Annotated in this window: 11 protein-coding genes; 5 read left to right on the forward strand and 6 right to left on the reverse strand. The window is 57.5% G+C overall.

Annotation, left to right across the window (positions count from 1 at the left end):
• Positions 1–164 precede the first annotated feature (164 nt).
• The gene (locus AB6729_RS12865; protein ID WP_371082021.1) at positions 165–677 is read right to left on the reverse strand and encodes a DUF4126 family protein; all 513 of its coding nucleotides are present in this window, start codon (positions 675–677) and stop codon (positions 165–167) included.
• A gap of 125 nt (positions 678–802) precedes the next feature.
• Here AB6729_RS12865 and AB6729_RS12870 point away from each other — a divergent pair, with 125 nt between their 5' ends.
• Positions 803–1,417, forward strand: a complete 615-nt coding sequence (locus AB6729_RS12870) for a hypothetical protein (RefSeq protein ID WP_371082022.1) — start codon at positions 803–805, stop codon at positions 1,415–1,417.
• A 58-nt stretch (positions 1,418–1,475) separates the two neighbouring features.
• Here the strand turns inward: AB6729_RS12870 and AB6729_RS12875 are convergent, their stop codons facing one another.
• Entirely contained in the window at positions 1,476–3,917 is a 2,442-nt protein-coding gene (locus tag AB6729_RS12875) for a DPP IV N-terminal domain-containing protein (protein WP_371082023.1), read from the reverse strand.
• Between the two features lie 436 nt (positions 3,918–4,353).
• Positions 4,354–5,097 carry an RNA methyltransferase gene (locus AB6729_RS12880; RefSeq protein WP_371082024.1) on the reverse strand — a complete coding sequence of 248 codons (744 nt, stop codon included), beginning with the start codon at positions 5,095–5,097 and terminating at the stop codon, positions 4,354–4,356.
• A 135-nt stretch (positions 5,098–5,232) separates the two neighbouring features.
• On the opposite strand from AB6729_RS12880, the gene AB6729_RS12885 reads away from it, so the two are divergent.
• Complete coding sequence (locus AB6729_RS12885; RefSeq protein ID WP_371082025.1) at positions 5,233–5,910, forward strand: MBL fold metallo-hydrolase; 678 nt, start codon at positions 5,233–5,235, stop codon at positions 5,908–5,910.
• 769 nt (positions 5,911–6,679) lie between these two features.
• Positions 6,680–7,888 carry a peptidylprolyl isomerase gene (locus AB6729_RS12890; protein WP_371082026.1) on the forward strand — a complete coding sequence of 403 codons (1,209 nt, stop codon included), beginning with the start codon at positions 6,680–6,682 and terminating at the stop codon, positions 7,886–7,888.
• Between the two features lie 103 nt (positions 7,889–7,991).
• On the opposite strand, the gene AB6729_RS12895 is transcribed toward AB6729_RS12890, so the two are convergent.
• The gene (locus AB6729_RS12895) at positions 7,992–9,083 is read right to left on the reverse strand and encodes a Rieske 2Fe-2S domain-containing protein (protein ID WP_371082027.1); all 1,092 of its coding nucleotides are present in this window, start codon (positions 9,081–9,083) and stop codon (positions 7,992–7,994) included.
• A gap of 324 nt (positions 9,084–9,407) precedes the next feature.
• On the opposite strand from AB6729_RS12895, the gene AB6729_RS12900 reads away from it, so the two are divergent.
• Both AB6729_RS12900 and AB6729_RS12905 read left to right on the forward strand, forming a co-directional pair.
• Positions 9,408–12,779: a TonB-dependent receptor domain-containing protein gene (locus AB6729_RS12900; RefSeq protein ID WP_371082028.1), complete on the forward strand. Its 3,372-nt coding sequence runs from the start codon at positions 9,408–9,410 to the stop codon at positions 12,777–12,779.
• 87 nt (positions 12,780–12,866) lie between these two features.
• Positions 12,867–13,970, forward strand: coding sequence for a phosphatidylinositol-specific phospholipase C1-like protein (locus tag AB6729_RS12905; RefSeq protein ID WP_371082029.1), 1,104 nt, complete (start codon positions 12,867–12,869; stop codon positions 13,968–13,970).
• A 10-nt stretch (positions 13,971–13,980) separates the two neighbouring features.
• On the opposite strand, the gene AB6729_RS12910 is transcribed toward AB6729_RS12905, so the two are convergent.
• Both AB6729_RS12910 and AB6729_RS12915 read right to left on the reverse strand, forming a co-directional pair.
• On the reverse strand, positions 13,981–15,342 hold the full coding sequence (locus AB6729_RS12910) for an MATE family efflux transporter (RefSeq protein ID WP_371082030.1): 1,362 nt from the start codon (positions 15,340–15,342) through the stop codon (positions 13,981–13,983).
• A 142-nt stretch (positions 15,343–15,484) separates the two neighbouring features.
• The gene (locus AB6729_RS12915) at positions 15,485–18,925 is read right to left on the reverse strand and encodes a TonB-dependent receptor domain-containing protein (protein ID WP_371082031.1); all 3,441 of its coding nucleotides are present in this window, start codon (positions 18,923–18,925) and stop codon (positions 15,485–15,487) included.
• Positions 18,926–18,952 lie beyond the last annotated feature (27 nt).

An 18,952-nucleotide genomic window follows, 5' to 3' on the forward strand; every position in this document is an offset into this window, starting at 1 on the left:
CGTTTTGGAGAACCAGCGAAGCTCAACGGCCAAAGGCCGTCATCCTGAACGAAGCGAAGCGTAGTTGAAGGACCTGCATTCTTCTCAACCCACTCCAACTTCACTCGGAAACAAAAGAATGCCCATTCGCAACAAAGCGAATGGGCATTCTTTGCATACAGAACTCACCGACCGAACCCAATCCCCTGATTTCCAAGAAACAACGTGCTGTGCACCGCCATCAGGTGCAGAAACGTAATGCTCAGGCCAATCGTGACAGCATCCTCCGTAACAGCCACCGGCCAGTCCGCACTCTTCAGCGCGGCCACCGTGCGCATGCGCACAAACCATCCTGCATACGCGCCCACAATGGCCCCAATCGCAGCGGCAATCATCGCCGTCGCCGGTTGCAGCAACAGCGGTTGCGCCAGCAGCAACGCAGCAAACGCGCCAAACATCGCACGCGCCGCCAGGCCCGGCAGCGCCGTCCTGGCCGGAGCGGTCGGGCTTTTGTCCGCGGCAAGCTCCAGCAGCGCAAACACTGTGAAAATAATCACCGCAAGCAGCGATGCCGTAAATGATCGCCATCCTGAAAAATGCAGCGTACCGCGCCATGCAAACCAGCACAGTACCGCCATCGGCGTGCATGCGCGTAACCCGGAACATCCACCCAGCAGTGCTACCAGCAGAAGGTTCATGGCTCTCATAATGCATGATGGAAGCTGCAACCGGACAGGCTTTTCACGCCATGATCCGCATCAGGAAACCCTGAGTCTGCGGTATCCTCCAGTGGTCGCAGCAGGAAAGTTGAGGTTGGTCGTCCATGCGTACTGCAACATGTTTGCTCTCTGCCCTGGCTCTTGCGCTGCCTGCCATCACAGGCTGCAAAATACCAAGGAACGAGACAGGAAACCTTAAAACGGCAATCGACAACTACTACGATCAGCGCCCGGAATGCCTGTGGACCAACTCCGTACAGCTTCCGCAGACGTTTGATGAAGACGATCTTGCGCACGTCCGCCAGTTCGATGCGCTGGCCAGCGTCGGTCTGGTCCAGAGCGTCCCACTCACCCGCATGAAGTCGGCCACGGTCCACAAACCCGCGAAGATGTATGACCTGACAGACAAGGGACGCGCCAATTGGCGTCGCGATCCTTCGCGCACCGGCTATGGCAATTTCTGTTACGCGCACCGCGAGGTGAAACAGATCCTCCATAACACGCAGGCTGGCATCGAGCCCGGAGCCATGACTCACGTCTCCTATTCCTACGAGGTAGGAAGCATCAAGGACTGGGCTGATTCCGACCAGGTACAAGAAGCGTTCCCCTGGATCGTCCGTACCCTCCACAGCACCGGAACCGCTGACGAAAATCTGGTTCTGACCAAAGATGGATGGAAGGTGCAGTCCGCATCCACAAAGCCCGGCACAACCAACTAACCCGCAAAATAAAACGGGACATGGCGCGAACCATGCCCCGTCCGTTGTGCAGCAAGAGCTACCGTCGACGTCCCGCCTGTGCCTGCGGCATGGCCAGCGGATACTCCTTCGGCGGCGTGCTACCTGCCAGGTTCTTCACAAAGTAATCCCACCGCCGACGCATGATGTAGGAACTCTGGTCCCCGTAGCCGTGGTGTGCATTCGGAATCATCAACAGGTCAAAGTCCTTGTTCGCCTTCATCAGCGCATCCACAACGACGAGAGTGTTGGTAGGAGGAACGTTGTCATCCATCGTTCCATGCACCAGCATCAGCTTGCCCTTCAGATTGCTGGCGTGCGCCTCATTGGCCTGATCGTCATAGGCTTTCTTGTTCGCAGCATCGTCCAGGCCAATCCACTTCTCCGCCCAGTCATCTTCATAGTTGCGATTGTCATGGTTGCCGCTTTCGCTCCAGCCCACCTTGAAGAAATCGGGATAGCGGAACATCGCATCCGCCGTGGCAAATCCGCCGCCGCTGTGTCCCCATATACCGGCCTTATCAATGTCGATCCACGAGTTCTTCGCAGCCAGTTCCTTCATACCTGCGACTTGATCTGGCAGCGTGTTATCGCCCATATCGCCAAAGTAGGCATCATGAAACTTCTTGCTGCGCCACGGCGTTCCCATGCCATCAATCGACACAACAATGAATCCCAACTCCGCCAGCGCAGGACTATCCCCACGTGCAGCCGAGAAGCTGCGTGAACCCACCGAACCCGTCTGCGGCCCCGGATAGATGTAATTCACAATCGGATACTTCTTCGTCGCATCGAAGTTCGACGGCTTAAACATCAAACCGTACAGATCCGTCTTGCCATCGCGAGCCTTCACCGTGATGTTGATCGGCGCCTGCCATCCCGTAACCTTCAGGCGAGTAATATCCGCCTTCGCAATTTCGGTGACGACCTTGCCATTCGCCTCACGCAGCACCGTAGTCTGCGGCACCTGCGGCGTGCTGAACACGTCCACAAAATACTTGCCATCTTCGCTGAACGTGGCCGCATGATTCATCGGCTCCGGCGACAGCAGCGTCACGCTCTTGCCATCCAGATTGCCGCGATATACCGCGGAATAATACGGGTCCCAACCCTTCTCGCGTCCCACGCCTTCAAAGAAGATATCGCCCGTCTTCTCATCCACACGCAGCACCTGCGTCACGTTCCAGTCACCCTTGGTCACTTCGCGCTTCAGCTTGCCGTTGGTCGCGTCGTAGAGATACAGATTGCCCCAGTTGCTGCGTTCGCTGAACCAAAGAACCTCGTTGCGTGTGGACAGATACTTCCAGTTCACCTTGCCATTGCCGCTCTCAAAGTAAGTGGCCGCCACTTCGTTCATCACGTCGTGGACGTCGCCGGTCGCCACATCGGCCATGCGCAGGTTTTCCGTGCGATGGTCGCGGCTGGTGGAAAGAAACGCCAGCGTCTTCGCATCGGCGCTCCACTGCACATCATCCCATCCGCCGCCACGGCAGCTAATGTCATCGCACAGTGACGAACGATGCTGATCCGCAGGCATCTTCAGTCGAGTGACCTTCGCGGCATCCACATCAATCACCACACGCTCAATCATGGTGACGTCCTTATCGCCCGGCAGCGGATAAGGCCACGCATCCAGCGTAGGATGCCCCACCGCCGTGCTGACCAGGTACATCATGCCCGTCTTGCGCTGGTCCTGTTGAAACGTCGCAATCTTCTTCGAATCCGGCGACCACACCAGCACCGCACGATTGCTGTGCGTCCATCCCGCGTTGTCCGTGGCATAGCCATAGTTCAATGCGCCATCGGTGGTCAACGGCTTTTCTTCTCCCGTGGCGATGTCGCGCACCCACAGGTTCCAGTCGCGGATGAACGCAGCCTTCTTGCCATCGGGCGAAACCACCGCCTCATCGCGTCCCGGACGCAGCGGAGCAGCCGTTGCAGGATTCGTACTCATGCCCGCATTGCCGCCCGTGCCGGTGGTGCTCACAGCTGGCTGCGCACCCTGCTGATGCGCAGGCGGAATCGCTTCCTTGGTGCACGTATAGCTTGCGGCCATCGCACAGCGATAACGCTCGCCGCGCACACCCACCACAATCGTGCTGTTGTTATCCGCATAGCTGATATCGGTGATCGGCAGGCTCGTCACGCTTGCATTGCGAATGCCCGCGGCACTCAGCGCATTCGCCATCAGCGCATGGTCAAATGCCGGTGCCTTCGTATTCTTTGCCGCATCCACCAGCATGAAGGTGGTGTTGCCATTCGCCGTATCGCGATACCAGAAGCGGTCGCCGCCTTCCGGCGCGGAAGGATTCTTCAGCCAGGTCACCTGCGTCACGGCATGGTCCACCAGCGGTGCGGTCTTGGTGGCAAGGCGGCTTTCCGCGCGGGCATAGTCAGCGGCGGTCAGGGTTTGCTGCGCAGAAGCAACAGCGGCAAAGCCGAGCGCCAGCACGGCAGTGGAACGAAACAGAGAGTGGTTCATGCAACGGAGTCTATCAGCGCAACGCCGCCCAAAGCACTGCAAACTCACGCCGGACCATCCACCGGAACGATTGCATTCTCCAGCGAAGCTTCAATGGCCAAAGGCCGTCATTCTGAGCGCAGCGAAGAATCCCGACGAACTCTTATCCTGTCAAAGCCCCACAATCCAGCCACAGAACCGGGTGCCCCAGGTTCGCGAAGCTAACCTGGGTATTCGTGCAAAGCACGAACCAGCGAAGCTCATACGGCCAAAGGCCGTCATTCTGAGCGTAGCGAAGAATCCCGACACACTTCATCGCGCCCATACCGTCCAACCCTTCCAGCCGCAACCGCAAACCAGCTTCGCGAAAGCGAAGCTCCAACGACCGAAGGTCGTCTTCCTTCGGAAGAGCAGGGCTTCAGCCCTGCCGTAAAAAGCCACAACAGGAAAAGAGGCTTCAGCCCCTGGGGGAACGCAGCTTCCACAACACCTGCCGCAGCACACCAATCCACGCATCCACATCGCCGCGGTCCAGCGTCATCCTTCGCACCATGCGCCGGTGCGTCACTTCGCGCATGTTTGCCGGATAGCGATGCGCATAGCCGCTCTCTTCCAGCACCTCGCCCAGCACCGCCTCCATCCGCATCACTTCATCAGCGTTCGCAGGTGCAGCTTCCGGTGGCAAAGGCCTTTGTGGTGTCGCACCCTCGCGAATCAACTCATACAAACAAACCGCCGCAGCCTGCCCCAGGTTCATGGAAACACCGCTGTTCTGCATGGGAATGGTCAGCAACCGATGGCAATGGCTCATCTCATCGGCGGAAAGCCCCGTCTTCTCCGAGCCAAACAGCACGGCCACTCGACCACCCGTAGTCACCGCGTCTCGAACATGCGTCTGCGCATCGCGCAGCATATCGATCGGGTGCAGCAGCCTGCGTTCACCCAGAGCCGTGGTGCCGTAAACGAGCGTGCAATCTGCAACCGCCTCGGCCACGCTGCCAAACTGTCGCGCCGTATTCAGCACGGGCGCGGCATCAATCGCGGAACGCGCATCCTGAAAGGGAACGTCATAGTCGTTCACCACGCGCAGGTCGGCAAATCCAAAATTGCTCATCGCCCGCGCAACCGCGCCAATGTTCAGCGGATTCCGCGCTCGCACCAGCACCACGGCAATCCGGTTTTGCAAGCTCACTTCTGTCATCTTCCACAGTCAATTCTACGGACAGCAGCGGATGTGCAGCAAAGTGTTGCTAATCTGTGGCGCGTCGGAACAACCCCGGCAACAGCCGCGCATCCGTTCAACAGTAGCTTCGAAAGGGAACAGGGGCCGACCACCATGAAATTCATATGCATCCATAAAGATCTGGCGCAGTTGATATTCCTGGGTGTCTCCAACTGTTACCTCGTCCGTGAACGCGACGGTTTTACGCTGGTGGACTGCACCATCAGCGGTCAGGCGGCAAAGATTATCCAGGCCGCACAAGAGCTCGGCGGCAGCATTCGCCGCATCCTGCTCACGCACGCGCATGTCGACCACATCGGTTCGCTGGACCAGTTGCATGCGCAGCTCGGTACGGTGGACGTGGCCATCTCACAGCGTGAAGCGCCCTTCCTGCATAAGGATCTTTCACTGCGTCCCAACGAACCGCAACAGAAACCAAAGGGCGGTTTCCCTGGCGCAACCACGCGGCCCACGCACACCCTCACAGATGGCGAACTCTTCGGCTCGCTCCGCTGCATCGCCACGCCCGGCCACACACCGGGCCACTTCAGCTTTCTCGATGAGCGCGATGGAACACTCTTCGCAGGCGACGCTCTCACCAGCATCGGCGGCCTGCATCGTGTCACAGCGCCACCGTGGTACTTCCCGCTCACAAAGATGGCCACATGGGACGCTGCGCTCGCCGAAACATCGGCGCGACGCCTGCTTGAGTACAAACCGAAAGCCATCGCCACAGGCCACGGCAGGTTTATATCCAACGGCGCAGAAGAGCTCAGTCGCTTGTTTGGCTAGCTTGACCGCATCTGAAAGACATGGGCTAACGACCGTCATTCTGGCGATGCGAAAGAATCCCGACGACTCCAACCGCACCAACACCGCAAACCCCTTCCAGCCACCAAACCGGGTGTGCCGGGTGCCCCAGGTTCGCGAAGCTAACCTGGGCTATCGCGCCACGCGCGATCAAACGGTCTGAAAGACCGTCCGCCAGCGAAGCTCATACGATCAAAGGCCGTCATTCTGAGCAAAGCGAAGAATCCCGACGAACCCTCCTCCTGCCAAAGCCGCCACAAGCTTCCAGCCACCAACCAAACCAGCTTCGCAAAAGCGAAGCTCCAACGCGCAAAGCGCGTCTTCTTTGAAGGGGCACGGCTTCAGCCGTGCCATAAAAAACCCAAACCAAGAAAACCGCGCGGCCAAAAAGACAAACAGGAGTATGAAGCAAATCCCGCGCGCCCTCAGAAGATCATGGCTGGCACCAAGCCAAAGCCATCAAGAGCACTGTCAAGCCCCCAACCAACCCAACTCCAACAAACCAAAAGAAATAGAGTTGGCAGGTTATTTCCCCCAAACCCACTAAAATAGAAGCAGAACAGAAAAGGGCTGCGCGAAAGCGCAGCCCTATCTCCTTTAGAAAGACGATTCTACCCCTAACCCCAACAGAAGGACGATTTTACAGCCCACTAAAACCCTAACCCCAATCAAAAGACGATTTTAGAAAAACAGGGGGAGGGGGTACCCCAACGCCGGAGCCATCCAGAAAGTTTGTGATACTCCAGAAGACATGCGGTTTCTCGGCCTCGTTCTCCTCGCCAGCCTTTCCAGCCTGCACGCGCAGACGCACAAACCAGCCGCGCGTGGCCCGGAACCAACAGGCCCAACTGCTGTCTTTGACACCTCGATGGGCCGCATCGCCTGCCGCTTATATGCAAAGCAGGCGCCCAAAACAGTGCAGAACTTCATCGACCTGGCCGAAGGCAGGAAGGACTGGCACGACCATCTGAACCTCACCGTCGTGCACAACACACCGTTTTACGACGGCACGGCAATTGCCGGTATCCCTGACGGCATCCGCGGTGGCGACCGCTACGGCGGCGGCGAGGGCGACGCAAACGGCTCCATCCCGGAGGAGAAGATTCCCGGCGTAACCTTCGACCGCCCGGGACGACTCGCCATGGCCACGCATGCAGGCGAGATCAACTCCTCCTTCTACCTCATCACCCTCCACGCGGATGACGAGTTCGACAAGGGGCATCGCGGAGCCATCTTCGGTCAGTGTGACGATGCAGGCGTCGCCGTGGCAGAGAAGATCTCCCACGCCATGCTGGAAGTGGGCAACCGCACCACCAAGGCCATCGCGATCAACAAGCTCACCATCGTGCCGTCCGGCCAGCCGATGCCTCCGGTAGCACCCGAGTGGGACCCGAAGAAGGTAGTGCCGCAGCCGGTGCCGCCACAACCCTCCAACATCCCCACCCCAGACCCCACCGGCCCTACCGCCACCATCGACACCACAGCAGGAACGCTGACCTGCAAGCTTTATAAAGAACAGGCGCCAATTGCAGTTGCCACATTTACGGAACTGGCGGAAGGCAAGCGCGAGTGGACCAACCCGACAACACACGTCACCACAAAGAAGCCGTATTACAACGGCCTGCACATCAACCGCGTGATTCCAGACTTCATGGTGCAGCAGCAGGACTATCCCAACGGAGCCGAAGACGCAGGCTTCAGCTACAGCATTGAGACCGCACCGAACCTCACCTTCGACCGCCCCGGAAGACTCGCCATGGCCAACAGCGGCCCCACGAAGAACGACACAAGCTGGTTCATCACCGATGCACCCTCACCCAACCTGAACGACAAGTTCACCATCTTCGGCCAATGCGACGAAGCCACAGTAAAGACCGTGCACGACATCGCCCGCGTCCCACGCAACGGCCACAACCGCCCGATTGCGCCGATCACCATCAAGGGGATCACGATCCAATAATCCGTCATCCTGAGCAGAGCGCAGCGGAGTCGAAGGACCTGCATTCTTCTCGCACTACTACGATGCGTTGGGAATCCGTCGATGACGGATATGAGGCTGCTACTTAGCTGCGCCAGTGCAGATCGACTGGCCCGCTCAGCGGATGCTCACCCTTGCCGGTGAGTCGTCGCTGCTTCAGGGCGAAGTACCACTTGGCTGGCTGGTCCGCGTCGTCGATCAGCATCATCGCCGGGCGGAAGCGCAGGCCTTCTGCCTGCTCCACCATCGTCTCCTGATCCTGCTGCACGAACTTGGCTCCGAAGTAGCTGGCAATCGTGGGCACCAGTGGAACGCTGTAGAAGATGTTCCAGCACGCCATCACGTCAATGCGACAGGTCGAAGGCGTCACCGGCGTCACCGTAGTCAGTGAGGCAAACCACTTCTCGCCCGCACGGATCACCTCATAGCGCCGATTGGGCAGCACGAAGTCGATGGTGGTCGTCACATCGCTACCGTAGACACCCAGCAGCTTGTACGGAGCGGAGTTCTTACTGGGTGCATGCGATGCCATCCGGAAGCCGTCTGGAATAGGCTCAAAGTGCTTGGTCTTCTCGTGGATGGAGGCAGCGCTTCGCCACCACCACGCACGATGGACGAACGGCCCATGCGCCGGATCCATCAGGCCAATGATGCCATGATCTACATTGCAGGGCAGGTCGGCCTGCAGATGCGCACTGCGGAACTTCCCGGAGAACTTCGGCACCTCCGGTACAGGCGGCAGGACCGTCTCGTCCGTAATACGCCCGGAACCCGCTTCCGGCAGGTAGACCCACGCATAACCGTCTACCTCACGGCAGGGATAAGCTCCGGCATAGATCCTGGTTGGCTCCAGCGTATCGATCTGGGTAAGCGAGGGGATCTCCACACACTGTCCGCCGCAGGGCTCGAACCGCCAGCCGTGGTACTTGCATTGGACAGTCTCCCCGTCAAACCAGCCCGCGGACAGTGGGATACCCCGGTGTGGACACAGGTCACGCATGGCAAAGACTCTGCCATCGTTCTTACGGCCCAGAAGTAACGGCACCCCTAACAGAAGCAGAGTGGTGCTTTTGCCCTTCCGCAGTCCTTCAGACCGCATGGCGGGGTACCATTCGCCAAAAATCAGCTCCGTGGGAGGCTGGGTGCCGGGGTCGATCCTGTCGTTGCGTAACTTCATGCGCAGCATCAGGCTACACCGGCGGCCCCGGAAGCTATCTGTGACGCGGACGGCGATTTCGGAAGAGGAGGAAGCGTCCTGAAAAAGAAAAGAAATTTCAGGTGCCACCCCTTCATGCAATGCGCTACACTGACCGGCGATTTCCGGAAGGGCTGCCAAACGGCGGTCAATAACGGAAAACCATCCACCCCTTCCCAGGAACAGTAAGTCTCGGTCATTCATTGTTTTGTAACCTTCCTGAAACCGTTACGTTACCGCTAACTGAGAAGCTGGATGAAACTGGAACAAAAATAGGAGTCTCTCTTGCGACCAAATCGCATCGTAATGCTTCCGCTTCTGGCGGCCAGTGCTGTTGTTCTATCGTTGCCCGCTGCGGCACAGTTCGATTCTGCTGCCGTGATTGGTTATGTCCGCGATAGTGCGGGTGCTGCCATCCCCAATGCCACCGTCTCGCTGACGAATGTGGGGACCAGTGTCACGGTCACCCGCAAGTCCGACGGCGAAGGTAAGTTCGAATTTCCCAGTACCAGAATTGGCGACTATCGCCTGATCGCGGAGGCGGGTGGCTTTTCCCGCTCCGATAGCGGTGTCTTTACGCTTTCCGTCAATGCCCGTCAGCGTGTGGATCTCGCATTGAAGCCGGGTTCGGCTTCGGACACGGTAGAGGTCACTGCCGCCGCCTCGCTGCTGGAGACCGAAAACAGCTCGAAGAGCCAACTCGTCGGCACCCGCGAGGTTGAGAACCTGCCGTTGAACGGCCGTTCCTACGCCGATCTGACCTTGCTCTCCACAGGCGTGCGTAAGTCTGCGCTGGAGAACAACGGCACCACCACCAGCCGTGAAGCTTCGTTCAATGTGAACGGTATCCGTTCCGCCTTTAACAACTTCATGCTGGATGGTCTGGATAACAACAACTACGGCACGTCGAACCAGGGTTTCGCGAACGAAAACATAGCTCCCTCGCCCGACGCGGTGAGCGAGTTCCGTGTGGAGACGAATAACTACTCCGCAGAGTTCGGGCGCCAGGTCGGTGCGGTGATCAATGCCGCGGTTCGTCGCGGTACCAATCAATTCCACGGCCGCGCATGGGATTATGTGCGCAACACCATATTCAACGCCACTGGCCCGTTCCTTGCGCCGGGGCAGACCAAGCCCAAGTTCATTCGCAACCAGTTTGGCGGCACGCTGGGCGGTTACATCTGGAAGGACCACACGTTCTTCTTTGGCGATTACGAAGGCGTGCGGCAGATTTTCAACAACGCATCCTCCACTTCCACGATCCTTACCAACAATCAACGGAATGGCATGTTCTATTTGAACGACGATCCGTCCAACCCGAACAATGCCATTCCACTTACCGATCCCATTACCGGGCGCACCTTCCTGGGCACCATTCCGCAGGCGCAGTGGACTACGTTTGCGCGTAACGTGGTCGCGGCTCTCCCCACGACCAATGTGGCTGGCATGTCCAACAACTTTGCCATCTCACCGCGCGGCATCATCAATGACGACAAGGGTGATTTCCGCCTGGATCACACCTTCAACCAGAAGGTTTCCATCTTCGCTCGTTATAGCCAGCACCGCGGCTACATCTACGATCCGCCAAGCATCACCGGCCCTGCGGGTGGTAACAGCAACGGCAACGTAACCATCCGCAACAAGAACATTATGGGTGGTGTTACATGGGCTGTGACACCGACCCAACTGCTGGATGCGCGTTTCGGCTGGTCACGCAATATCGGCCAGAAGTTCCCTGTGAATGTGGGGCAACAGTCCATCCTGGTGCAGAGCGGCATTACGGATGGTCTGCCCACGGATCCGCGCATTGTGCGCTCGCTGAATACGCAGTCTGTCACCGGCTATTCGCAGTTTGGCAATCAGCCGTCGAGCCCGCAGTTCCAGAACCCGATGGTCTTCAACCCGAAGGTGAATTACACCATTCTTAAGGGCAAGCACAGCGTGAAGTTCGGCTACGAGTTCCAGGAGATTCACACGGAACTGAACGACTTCAACCCGAGCTATGGCCAGGACAACTATGCGGGCCAGTACTCAAAGAATGGCAACCCAGCGAACACAGCGGTGACTGCCGGTAATCCATCACTAGCGTCGCAGTTGCAACAGGCGCAGAATATGGCGGACTTCCTCTTCGGCAATCGTTCGTCGTATTCGCTGACAACGTATGCCATTGTGAATCTGCGCCAGCGCTACAACTTCATGTACGTGCAGGACGACATTAAGGTCACGCCACAACTGACCATTAATGCCGGTCTGCGCTATGAGATTGTTACGCCACAGTGGGAACGTGACAACAAGCTGGCCAACTTTGATCCTGCTACCAAGACACTGGTACAGGCATCGAATGGCAGCATCTACAATCGCGCCCTGGTGAATACGCCAAAGAAGAACTTCGGTCCGCGTCTTGGCTTCGCGTATCAGATGTCGCCGAAGATGGTGATGCGAGGCGGCTATGGCATTGGCTACACGCAGTGGAACCGTGCCGGTGGCGAAAACAACCTGACGTACAACGGCCCGAACGTGGTGAATGCGAGCATCTCGCAGGTGGCACCGACGGCTGCTGCTCTTTGCACCAGCGACACGCAGTTGCAGTCGAGTTGCTTCCGTCAGACGCAGCAGGGGTACAGCAACGTGCTGACCTCGGCCGCATACTTCAATCCGGCGAACGTTACGTCGCGCTATATTCCGAAGAACTTCCAGACGGGTTATCTGCAGAGCTATTTCCTCGGCATTCAGCGGGAACTCGGCAATGGTTGGTTGATGGACCTCAACTATATCGGTAACAAGGGGACACACTTCCAGGTCCTTGCTGATTACAACCAGGCCACCCCATGCGTTGCCGGTGGCAGCTCCACCTGCGGAAATCTGGCCGCGCGACGTCCGGTGCAGGGCTTTGGTGATATCGAAATTGCATGGGGCGGTGGCAGCACCAATTACAACTCCATGCAGTTCAAGGTGGAAAAGCGGACGAAGGTTGGCCTGTACCTGTTGAACGCATTCACGTGGAGCCGCGACTTCGATCTTTCCGGTGGACATCTGGAGACATCGAATGGTGACAACAGCCGCGTGAACTACGCGAACCCGAGTATGGATTACGGCCCATCCGGTTACGATCAGCCGCTGGCCGACACACTCTCCGTTGTGTATGACCTGCCGTATGGTCATGGTCGCCGCTTCGGTGCAACCTCCAACAAACTGGTGGATGAGGTGCTGGGTGGATGGCAGCTCACGCTGATCAACACCATGACCAGCGGCGCACCCATCAACATCAACTACTCGCTATCCAGCGGATCGTCGCTGTTCGGAACTGATCTGTACACTTATCGCCCGAACCGCAACATTGGCGTGCCGATCTACGGTTCGCGCGCTAAGACAGCCACATCCGTAACGGGCGTATTTAACTCCGCTGCCTTCTCCATTCCCACCACAAGCCCGTGGGGAACTGCCTCACGTAACCTTGGCCGCTCAAATGCTTTCTACCAGGCGGATCTGGGCCTTCATAAGGCATTCTCGCTGTGGAATGAATCGTCGAAGTTTGACTTCCGCGCGGAAGCCTTCAACGTGCTGAACAAGGTGAACTATATGGCTGCTAACAGCACCTTTGGTGGCAGCAGCTTTGGCCAGATCACGAACGCGTATCAGCCCCGTCAACTGCAGCTTGCAGCGAAGATCATCTTCTAACTGCGAGTTACACACACCATCTAACACATGCGCGCCGATGAATTCATCGGCGCGTATGCTTGTCTGGCGAAGAGGAGTTATCAGAAAATGCGGAAATTTGCACTGCTGCTGGGCGCAGCAGCCATGATGCTGGCGCAGGGAAAGAATGCTGTGCGCATCAACCAGATTCAGATTATCGGCAGCCACAATAGCTATCACGTTGGCTTGACGCCGGGCGTGAAGGCGTTGCTGGCGGCGAAGAACCCCAAATCGTTGCGTGGCCTGGATTATGACCACAAGCCCATCCCCACGCAGCTTGACGCAGGTGTGCGTCAGCTTGAGATCGACATCTATGCGGACAGCAAGGGCGGTTTGTATTCGCATCCTGCCGCTGCAAAGGTGATTGAAGGCATGGGGTTCCCGCCTGAGCCGTATAACACCGACGGGCAGATGGATAAGCCCGGCTTCAAGGTCATGCACGTGCAGGATATTGACCAGCATAGTAGCTGCATAACATTGCGTGAGTGCATCAATATTGTGCTGACGTGGTCGAATGCGCATCCCAACCACATTCCCATTTTCATCCTGCTTGAAGGGAAATACGGAAAGCCCCACGCTGACTTGCCGGGTGCAGTTACGCCTGAGCCGTTTACGCCTGCGGTGTTCGATGAACTGGATGCGGAACTGCGATCCATCGTACCGGCGAACAAACTCATCACGCCGGACCAGGTGCGCGGCAAGTACGCCACCATGCCGGAAGCCATTGCCGCCGATGGATGGCCCACACTGGAGCAGTCGCGCGGCAAGATCCTGTTCCTGCTGGACAACCGTGCTCTTACACCGGTCTACGTGGAAGGGCATCCAGCTTTGAAAGGCCGTGTCATTTTTCCGAACGCTGTACCTGGCACACCGGAAGCGGCCTTCACGGAAGAGAATTTCGGTACGGAAGAACACATGAACGACCTGGTAAAGCAGGGAGTTCTTGTACGTACGCGTTCTGATGCCGATACGGAACAGGCACGCACCAATGACACATCGTTGCGCGACAAGGACCTTCGTAGCGGAGCGCAGATCATCAGCACGGATTACTTTGCATCAGAACCTGCGAAGTGGCCTGGGCATTTCGTGGTCACCTTGCCGAACAATGTAGTTGCGCGCTGCAATCCCATCAACGCACCTGCAAATTGTCCAAAAGGTGATCTGGAAAAGTAGTCAGGAAAGCTTAAGGCAATGCGCCCGCCTCGGCGGGCGTTTTTGCTGCGCGTCGAATCCATGCGGATAGAAGAACGACAGAAGCCGTGATCAATGCGCAGGTGAGTCCTATCCACAGCCCCAGCACACCAAGATGAAAGTGGAAGCAAAGCACCGCACCGAGCGGCAGACCCACAATGTAATAGCTGCACAGATGCGACCACAGCGCGGTTTTGGTATCGCCCAGACCGCGCAGCGCTCCGCTGGAAACGATTTGTATGCCGTCAAAGACAGCGAATGCGGCTGCCGTCACGAACAAAGGAAGGGCTGTGCGTGTGACTGCGGCGTCATGCGTATACATGGACACTAATGCACGCGGAACGCTGAGGAACGTCAGCGACACAAGCGTCATAAAGCAGATGCCGAGAAGTAGTGAAAACATGCCGGAACGACGCGCCTTTTGCCAGTCTTTTGCTCCCACGGCATGTCCGACTGCGATGGACGCCGCGGAACTGATGCCAAGCGGCACCATGAACGCCAGTGCTGCATAATTCAGTGCAATCTCATGCGCAGCCAGTGCGACAGGCGACAGTGTTCCTGCAAGCACTGCGGTTGCGCCGAATGCGCCGACCTCCAATACGAACTGTCCTGCTGCGGGCAAACCGAGGCGTAATAGTTCGCGTATTTCACGCATCACTGGCTTTGCCCAATGTTCGAACAATGGATGGCCGCGTTTGCGTTCATAGCGCCATGCAAATGCGAAGAGCGAAACGGCCATGACCACGCGCGAAAAGACTGTGGATAGTGCTGATCCGGCGACACCCATTGCTGGTATGCCGAAGTGTCCGTAGATGAGGACTTCGTTACCGGCCCAGTTCAGCAGATTGGCCGCAAGAAAGGTCAGTGTGATCACACGTACTTCGCCTACTGCCTGCAGGTAACGTCGCGCGGCTGCATAAAGCAGTAAGGGCAACGTGCTGAGCAATAACACGTGCAGATAGGTGAGCGTAGGAACAATCAACTCTGTTGCAACACCAAAGTGCGGCAGCCCAAGCCCTACACAGAATGCAACGAGCATCAGCAGAGGGGTAGCAACCAGCGCGATGTAGACGGCCTGCGCCATCCAACGATGACAGGCATCGTAATCGCCGCGTCCATAGGCTTGCGAGACGACAGTGTCCAGGCCCATCATCAGGCCAAGGCCAAAGAGCGAGGGCGCATAAAACAACACATTGCCCAGCGCGACGGAACCAATGGCAACAGGGCCAAGACGGCCCACCATCATCACGTCAACAATGCCTTGCAACATCCAGCCCAGTTCCGCAAGAACCACTGGCCATGCAAGCTGCAACATGGAACGAAACTCGGCGCGCCATTGTGTCCGATCGGGCATTCGGACATTGTAGCGATTCAACGCGTCGCATTTCTTCAGAGGTACTTTGCTGGACGATGAAGCGTGGGCTCCAATGCTGCAAAAGAAACGGGCTTCGAGGAAGATATGCCTCGAAGCCCATTTCCATTTTGTAGTCGTGTCGTTAGAACTCGTACTTGAGTGCGAACTGCACGGTGCGCGGTAGATACGTAGGCAATGTGGATGTGAGTTGTCCGAACGTAGCTGTTGTACCCAGCGACGAAGTTGGGTTTGAGAAGCTGGTCTGATTGGCTATGTTGAACGCTTCCACGCGGAATTGCAGTTTCGTTTCACGCCACACGGGAAAGTCTTTGAATAAGGACATATCCCAGTGGCGATAGTGCGGTCCGTGATATTGGTTACGGTGTTCATTGCCAATCGTTCCGGATGGCTGCGCCGCGAATGCAGCCGCAGAGAAGAACTGCGGATTGATTGCGTTGCCGCCTACGGGACGCTGAATGTTCTTGAATGGGTCGCTCAGTACATTCGGGCGATCGGCAGAACCACCGGGGCTGGTGTTGCTGATGTTAGAAGCGTTGAGGATGGTGAAGGGAAGCCCTGTTGACCACAAGTTGAGCACGTTCAGGTGCCAGCCGCCTTCCACAAGTCCACGGAAACCGCTGGCACCCTTGCCGAAGGGCAACTCATAGTTACCCGTCACCACAACGCGATTACGTGTATCCAGATCGCCGTTGCCATAGTCGTCGACGTTCTGCGTGGCCAGAATCTGACCCACACCGTTGCCGCTCTGGCCGTTGACGTTTGGTGCGTTGTCCAGCAGATGAGCCCACGTGGTGTTCACGGCAAAACCCAATCCGTTGGAGAAGCGTCGTTCAAAGGTAGCCTGCAGTGAGTGGTAGCTTGACGCGCCAGCGCTATAGGTCTGCGCGATGGTGGTGACGCCGGGCAGTGTGGAGTACCAGCGGCGAAGCGTCTGGCTGCCGGTGGTATTCAGTGGTGCGCGGTTGATGTCAAAGCCTGTGGAGAGGTGGCGTCCAAGTGCTCCCACATAGGCCACGGTTAGAGCATTTCCTTTGAAGTCCTTCTGTACGACCAGGTTGAACTGCTCAAGGTACCCCGAGCCAAATCCCTTGTCCACTGTGGCGGGGATGGATCCTACAAGTGCACCTTGTGCTGTGCTTGGATTTCGATTCGGCAGCGGCATGCCTTGTGCAAAACGCACGAAGTTCGAATTGCAACCACTGGTGCCTGCTGCTGCCTGCACGGAAGAACAATTGCCATAGATGGAGATGTTCGGTGTGTTCTTCAGGTTGGTGGGCGACTCGTAGTTGCTGGCAAAGAACGCAAGTCCAAATCCACCGCGAATAACAAGGCTTGGCGTCGGGTTGTATGCGAAGCCGATGCGCGGGGCTGCGTTTGAGTAATCCGTCTTTACGCCTGCTGTGCGACCTACTCCATTAACGCCGGCCTGAATGATGCAGACACACGAAGGATCGAAGTTGGAGATGTGGTTGTTCTTCTCTGTGAAGGGTGTGAATACGTCGTAGCGCAGCCCGAGATTCAGCGTGAGATTGCTGGCCACATGCCAGTCATCCTGGAAGTACACACTGGGTTCCCATGTCTGGTAATACGGCGGATACAGATTGTTATTGCGTGTCGCCGCAGAGAAGATACCTTCCAGCAGCCCCGGTCCACCCATACGGAAGGTCCATCCACCTTCGCCCTGGTTGTCCTGCAGATTCAGCGCAACGCGACGAATGAGCGCAGCACCCATGCGGAAGGAGTGATTGCCACGGTTGTAAATCACCTGTCCGTTGATCTGGTAGGTGTTGTCTTTGTCCTGCAGTGGAACGAAGTTGCCGCCGCCACCCAGGCCGGTCAGGCCTGTGGGTGTAGCGACTGCAAGGCTCGATGTCAGTTGGCTAATGTTTACGTTGGCCTGTCCGAACTTCGCATTGGGATTCACGCCATAGTTCAGTGGATACGATGCGTTGTTGATATAGGTCCATGCAGCGCCCAGCGTGGTGAGCAGGTTTGGCGTGAAGGTATGTGTATAGATCAGCGCTGCATTCCGTGCGAGCTGCGGCGATGTGCCGAAGCCGTTGCCTGTCTGCGGATCGACAGGGAATCCATTCGCGTTGGAGATGGGCAAAGCACCCGGCGACACGGTGTACACATCGTTGATGATGTACTTCGCGAAGAGCAGATTGCTGGGGTTGAAGTGATAGTCCACACGCACGTCGTACACAGTGGAGTATTGCTCTGCGTTGCGGACGCCCACGTAACCATTGGTGCCGCTGTTGGGTGCGGGATAAAGCTTGAAGTACGCCAGGCCCGCGGTGTCGATGAAACCAGTGGGAATTTTGTTGCCGGGAACAGGCGTGCGCAGGTATTGCGATGTTCCGGCGTAGCCATTGAGGCCGGTGATGTGGGTGGGATCGGGGTCGTAGACGCAGCCGGTGGTCTGGCTCTGCGTGGGGTCGGCGACGCTGGCGGCGATAGTGGCACAGTTGGCAGGAATCACATCAGAGAAGTCGCCAGGATGCTGCTGTTGATACAGCGTGGGAACCGTCAGTGAAGACGGCAGGCCGCCTTTGATCTGGCGGAAGAATTCCGCATCGCCATGGAAGAACGCCTTGTCCTTGAAGATGGGACCGCCGAGGCTGCCGCCGAACTGGTTCTGTCGCAGCTTCGGGTTTACCGGATGCGCTGAGCCAAACTGATAGGGATACGCATTCAGCTTGTCGTTGCGGAAAAACTCGTACAACGTTCCGTGAAAGTTGTTCGTGCCGCTCTTGGTGATGACGTTTACCACCGCGCCAGCCGCGCGGCCAATATCCGCGGAGAACGTGTTAGTAACCACACGCACTTCCTGAATGGAATCAATGCTGGGGCGTACGCCGATGGTGGCAATGACGCGTTCGTTGTTATCCAGTCCATCCACCATCTGGTCATTCAGAGTTTCTGATTGGCCGTTCATGGAGATGGAGGAACTGGGGCGACGATCGTCCGGGCGTGTGCCGCTGTTGATGCTGTTCGGCGCGGCTTCTGTTGCGCCCGGCGTGATCTGCACCAGGTTGATGTAATTGCGTCCATTCAGCGGCAGGTCCTGCACGGCTCGCTGCGTCACATTGGAACCGATCGTGGAACTGTCCGTCTGGAGAACAGGAGCGGTTGTTGTGATCTCCACGGTTTCACTGGCAGCGCCAATGGCCAGTGCGGCGTCCGTGCGGCGGCGGTCACCTGCAGAGACGGCAAGGTTGGGAAGGCTCGCCGTTTGGAACCCCGGCATCTTAATGGTGACGGAGTAGGTCCCCGGGTTCAGATTCGGTGCTGTGTACGCGCCGGAGTCCGTGGTTTGCGTAACGACAGAGACATTGGTTTGCGTGTTGGTGACGGTGACTTGTGCCTTGGGCACGGACGCGCCGCTCGGGTCGGTCACATTGCCCAGAATGGTGGCAGTGGTGTCCTGTGCCCATCCCGGTAACGACATTGCAGCAGCGCACAGTACAAGAAGAACCATGCGCACGGTGGACAGAATCCAGCTCCTGCCGCTTCTCTTTTTCGACCCCTTGCCTGCAGAGTCTTTGCGTACAACGTTCATGATTGGCCTCACAGCGCGTAGGCTTCG

This window comes from Terriglobus sp. RCC_193 (assembly GCF_041355105.1).
In the GTDB taxonomy this organism is placed as follows: domain Bacteria; phylum Acidobacteriota; class Terriglobia; order Terriglobales; family Acidobacteriaceae; genus Terriglobus.

Excerpts from the sequence above, each read along its gene's own strand:
- AB6729_RS12900 (WP_371082028.1), top strand. The coding sequence starts at position 9,408 with ATGCTTCCGCTTCTGGCGGCCAGTGCTGTTGTTCTATCGTTGCCCGCT.
- AB6729_RS12915 (WP_371082031.1), bottom strand. The coding sequence starts at position 18,925 with ATGAACGTTGTACGCAAAGACTCTGCAGGCAAGGGGTCGAAAAAGAGA.
- AB6729_RS12885 (WP_371082025.1), top strand. The coding sequence starts at position 5,233 with ATGAAATTCATATGCATCCATAAAGATCTGGCGCAGTTGATATTCCTG.
- AB6729_RS12880 (WP_371082024.1), bottom strand. The coding sequence starts at position 5,097 with ATGACAGAAGTGAGCTTGCAAAACCGGATTGCCGTGGTGCTGGTGCGA.
- AB6729_RS12895 (WP_371082027.1), bottom strand. The coding sequence starts at position 9,083 with ATGAAGTTACGCAACGACAGGATCGACCCCGGCACCCAGCCTCCCACG.
- AB6729_RS12890 (WP_371082026.1), top strand. The coding sequence starts at position 6,680 with ATGCGGTTTCTCGGCCTCGTTCTCCTCGCCAGCCTTTCCAGCCTGCAC.
- AB6729_RS12905 (WP_371082029.1), top strand. The coding sequence starts at position 12,867 with ATGCGGAAATTTGCACTGCTGCTGGGCGCAGCAGCCATGATGCTGGCG.
- AB6729_RS12910 (WP_371082030.1), bottom strand. The coding sequence starts at position 15,342 with ATGCCCGATCGGACACAATGGCGCGCCGAGTTTCGTTCCATGTTGCAG.
- AB6729_RS12875 (WP_371082023.1), bottom strand. The coding sequence starts at position 3,917 with ATGAACCACTCTCTGTTTCGTTCCACTGCCGTGCTGGCGCTCGGCTTT.
- AB6729_RS12865 (WP_371082021.1), bottom strand. The coding sequence starts at position 677 with ATGAACCTTCTGCTGGTAGCACTGCTGGGTGGATGTTCCGGGTTACGC.
- AB6729_RS12870 (WP_371082022.1), top strand. The coding sequence starts at position 803 with ATGCGTACTGCAACATGTTTGCTCTCTGCCCTGGCTCTTGCGCTGCCT.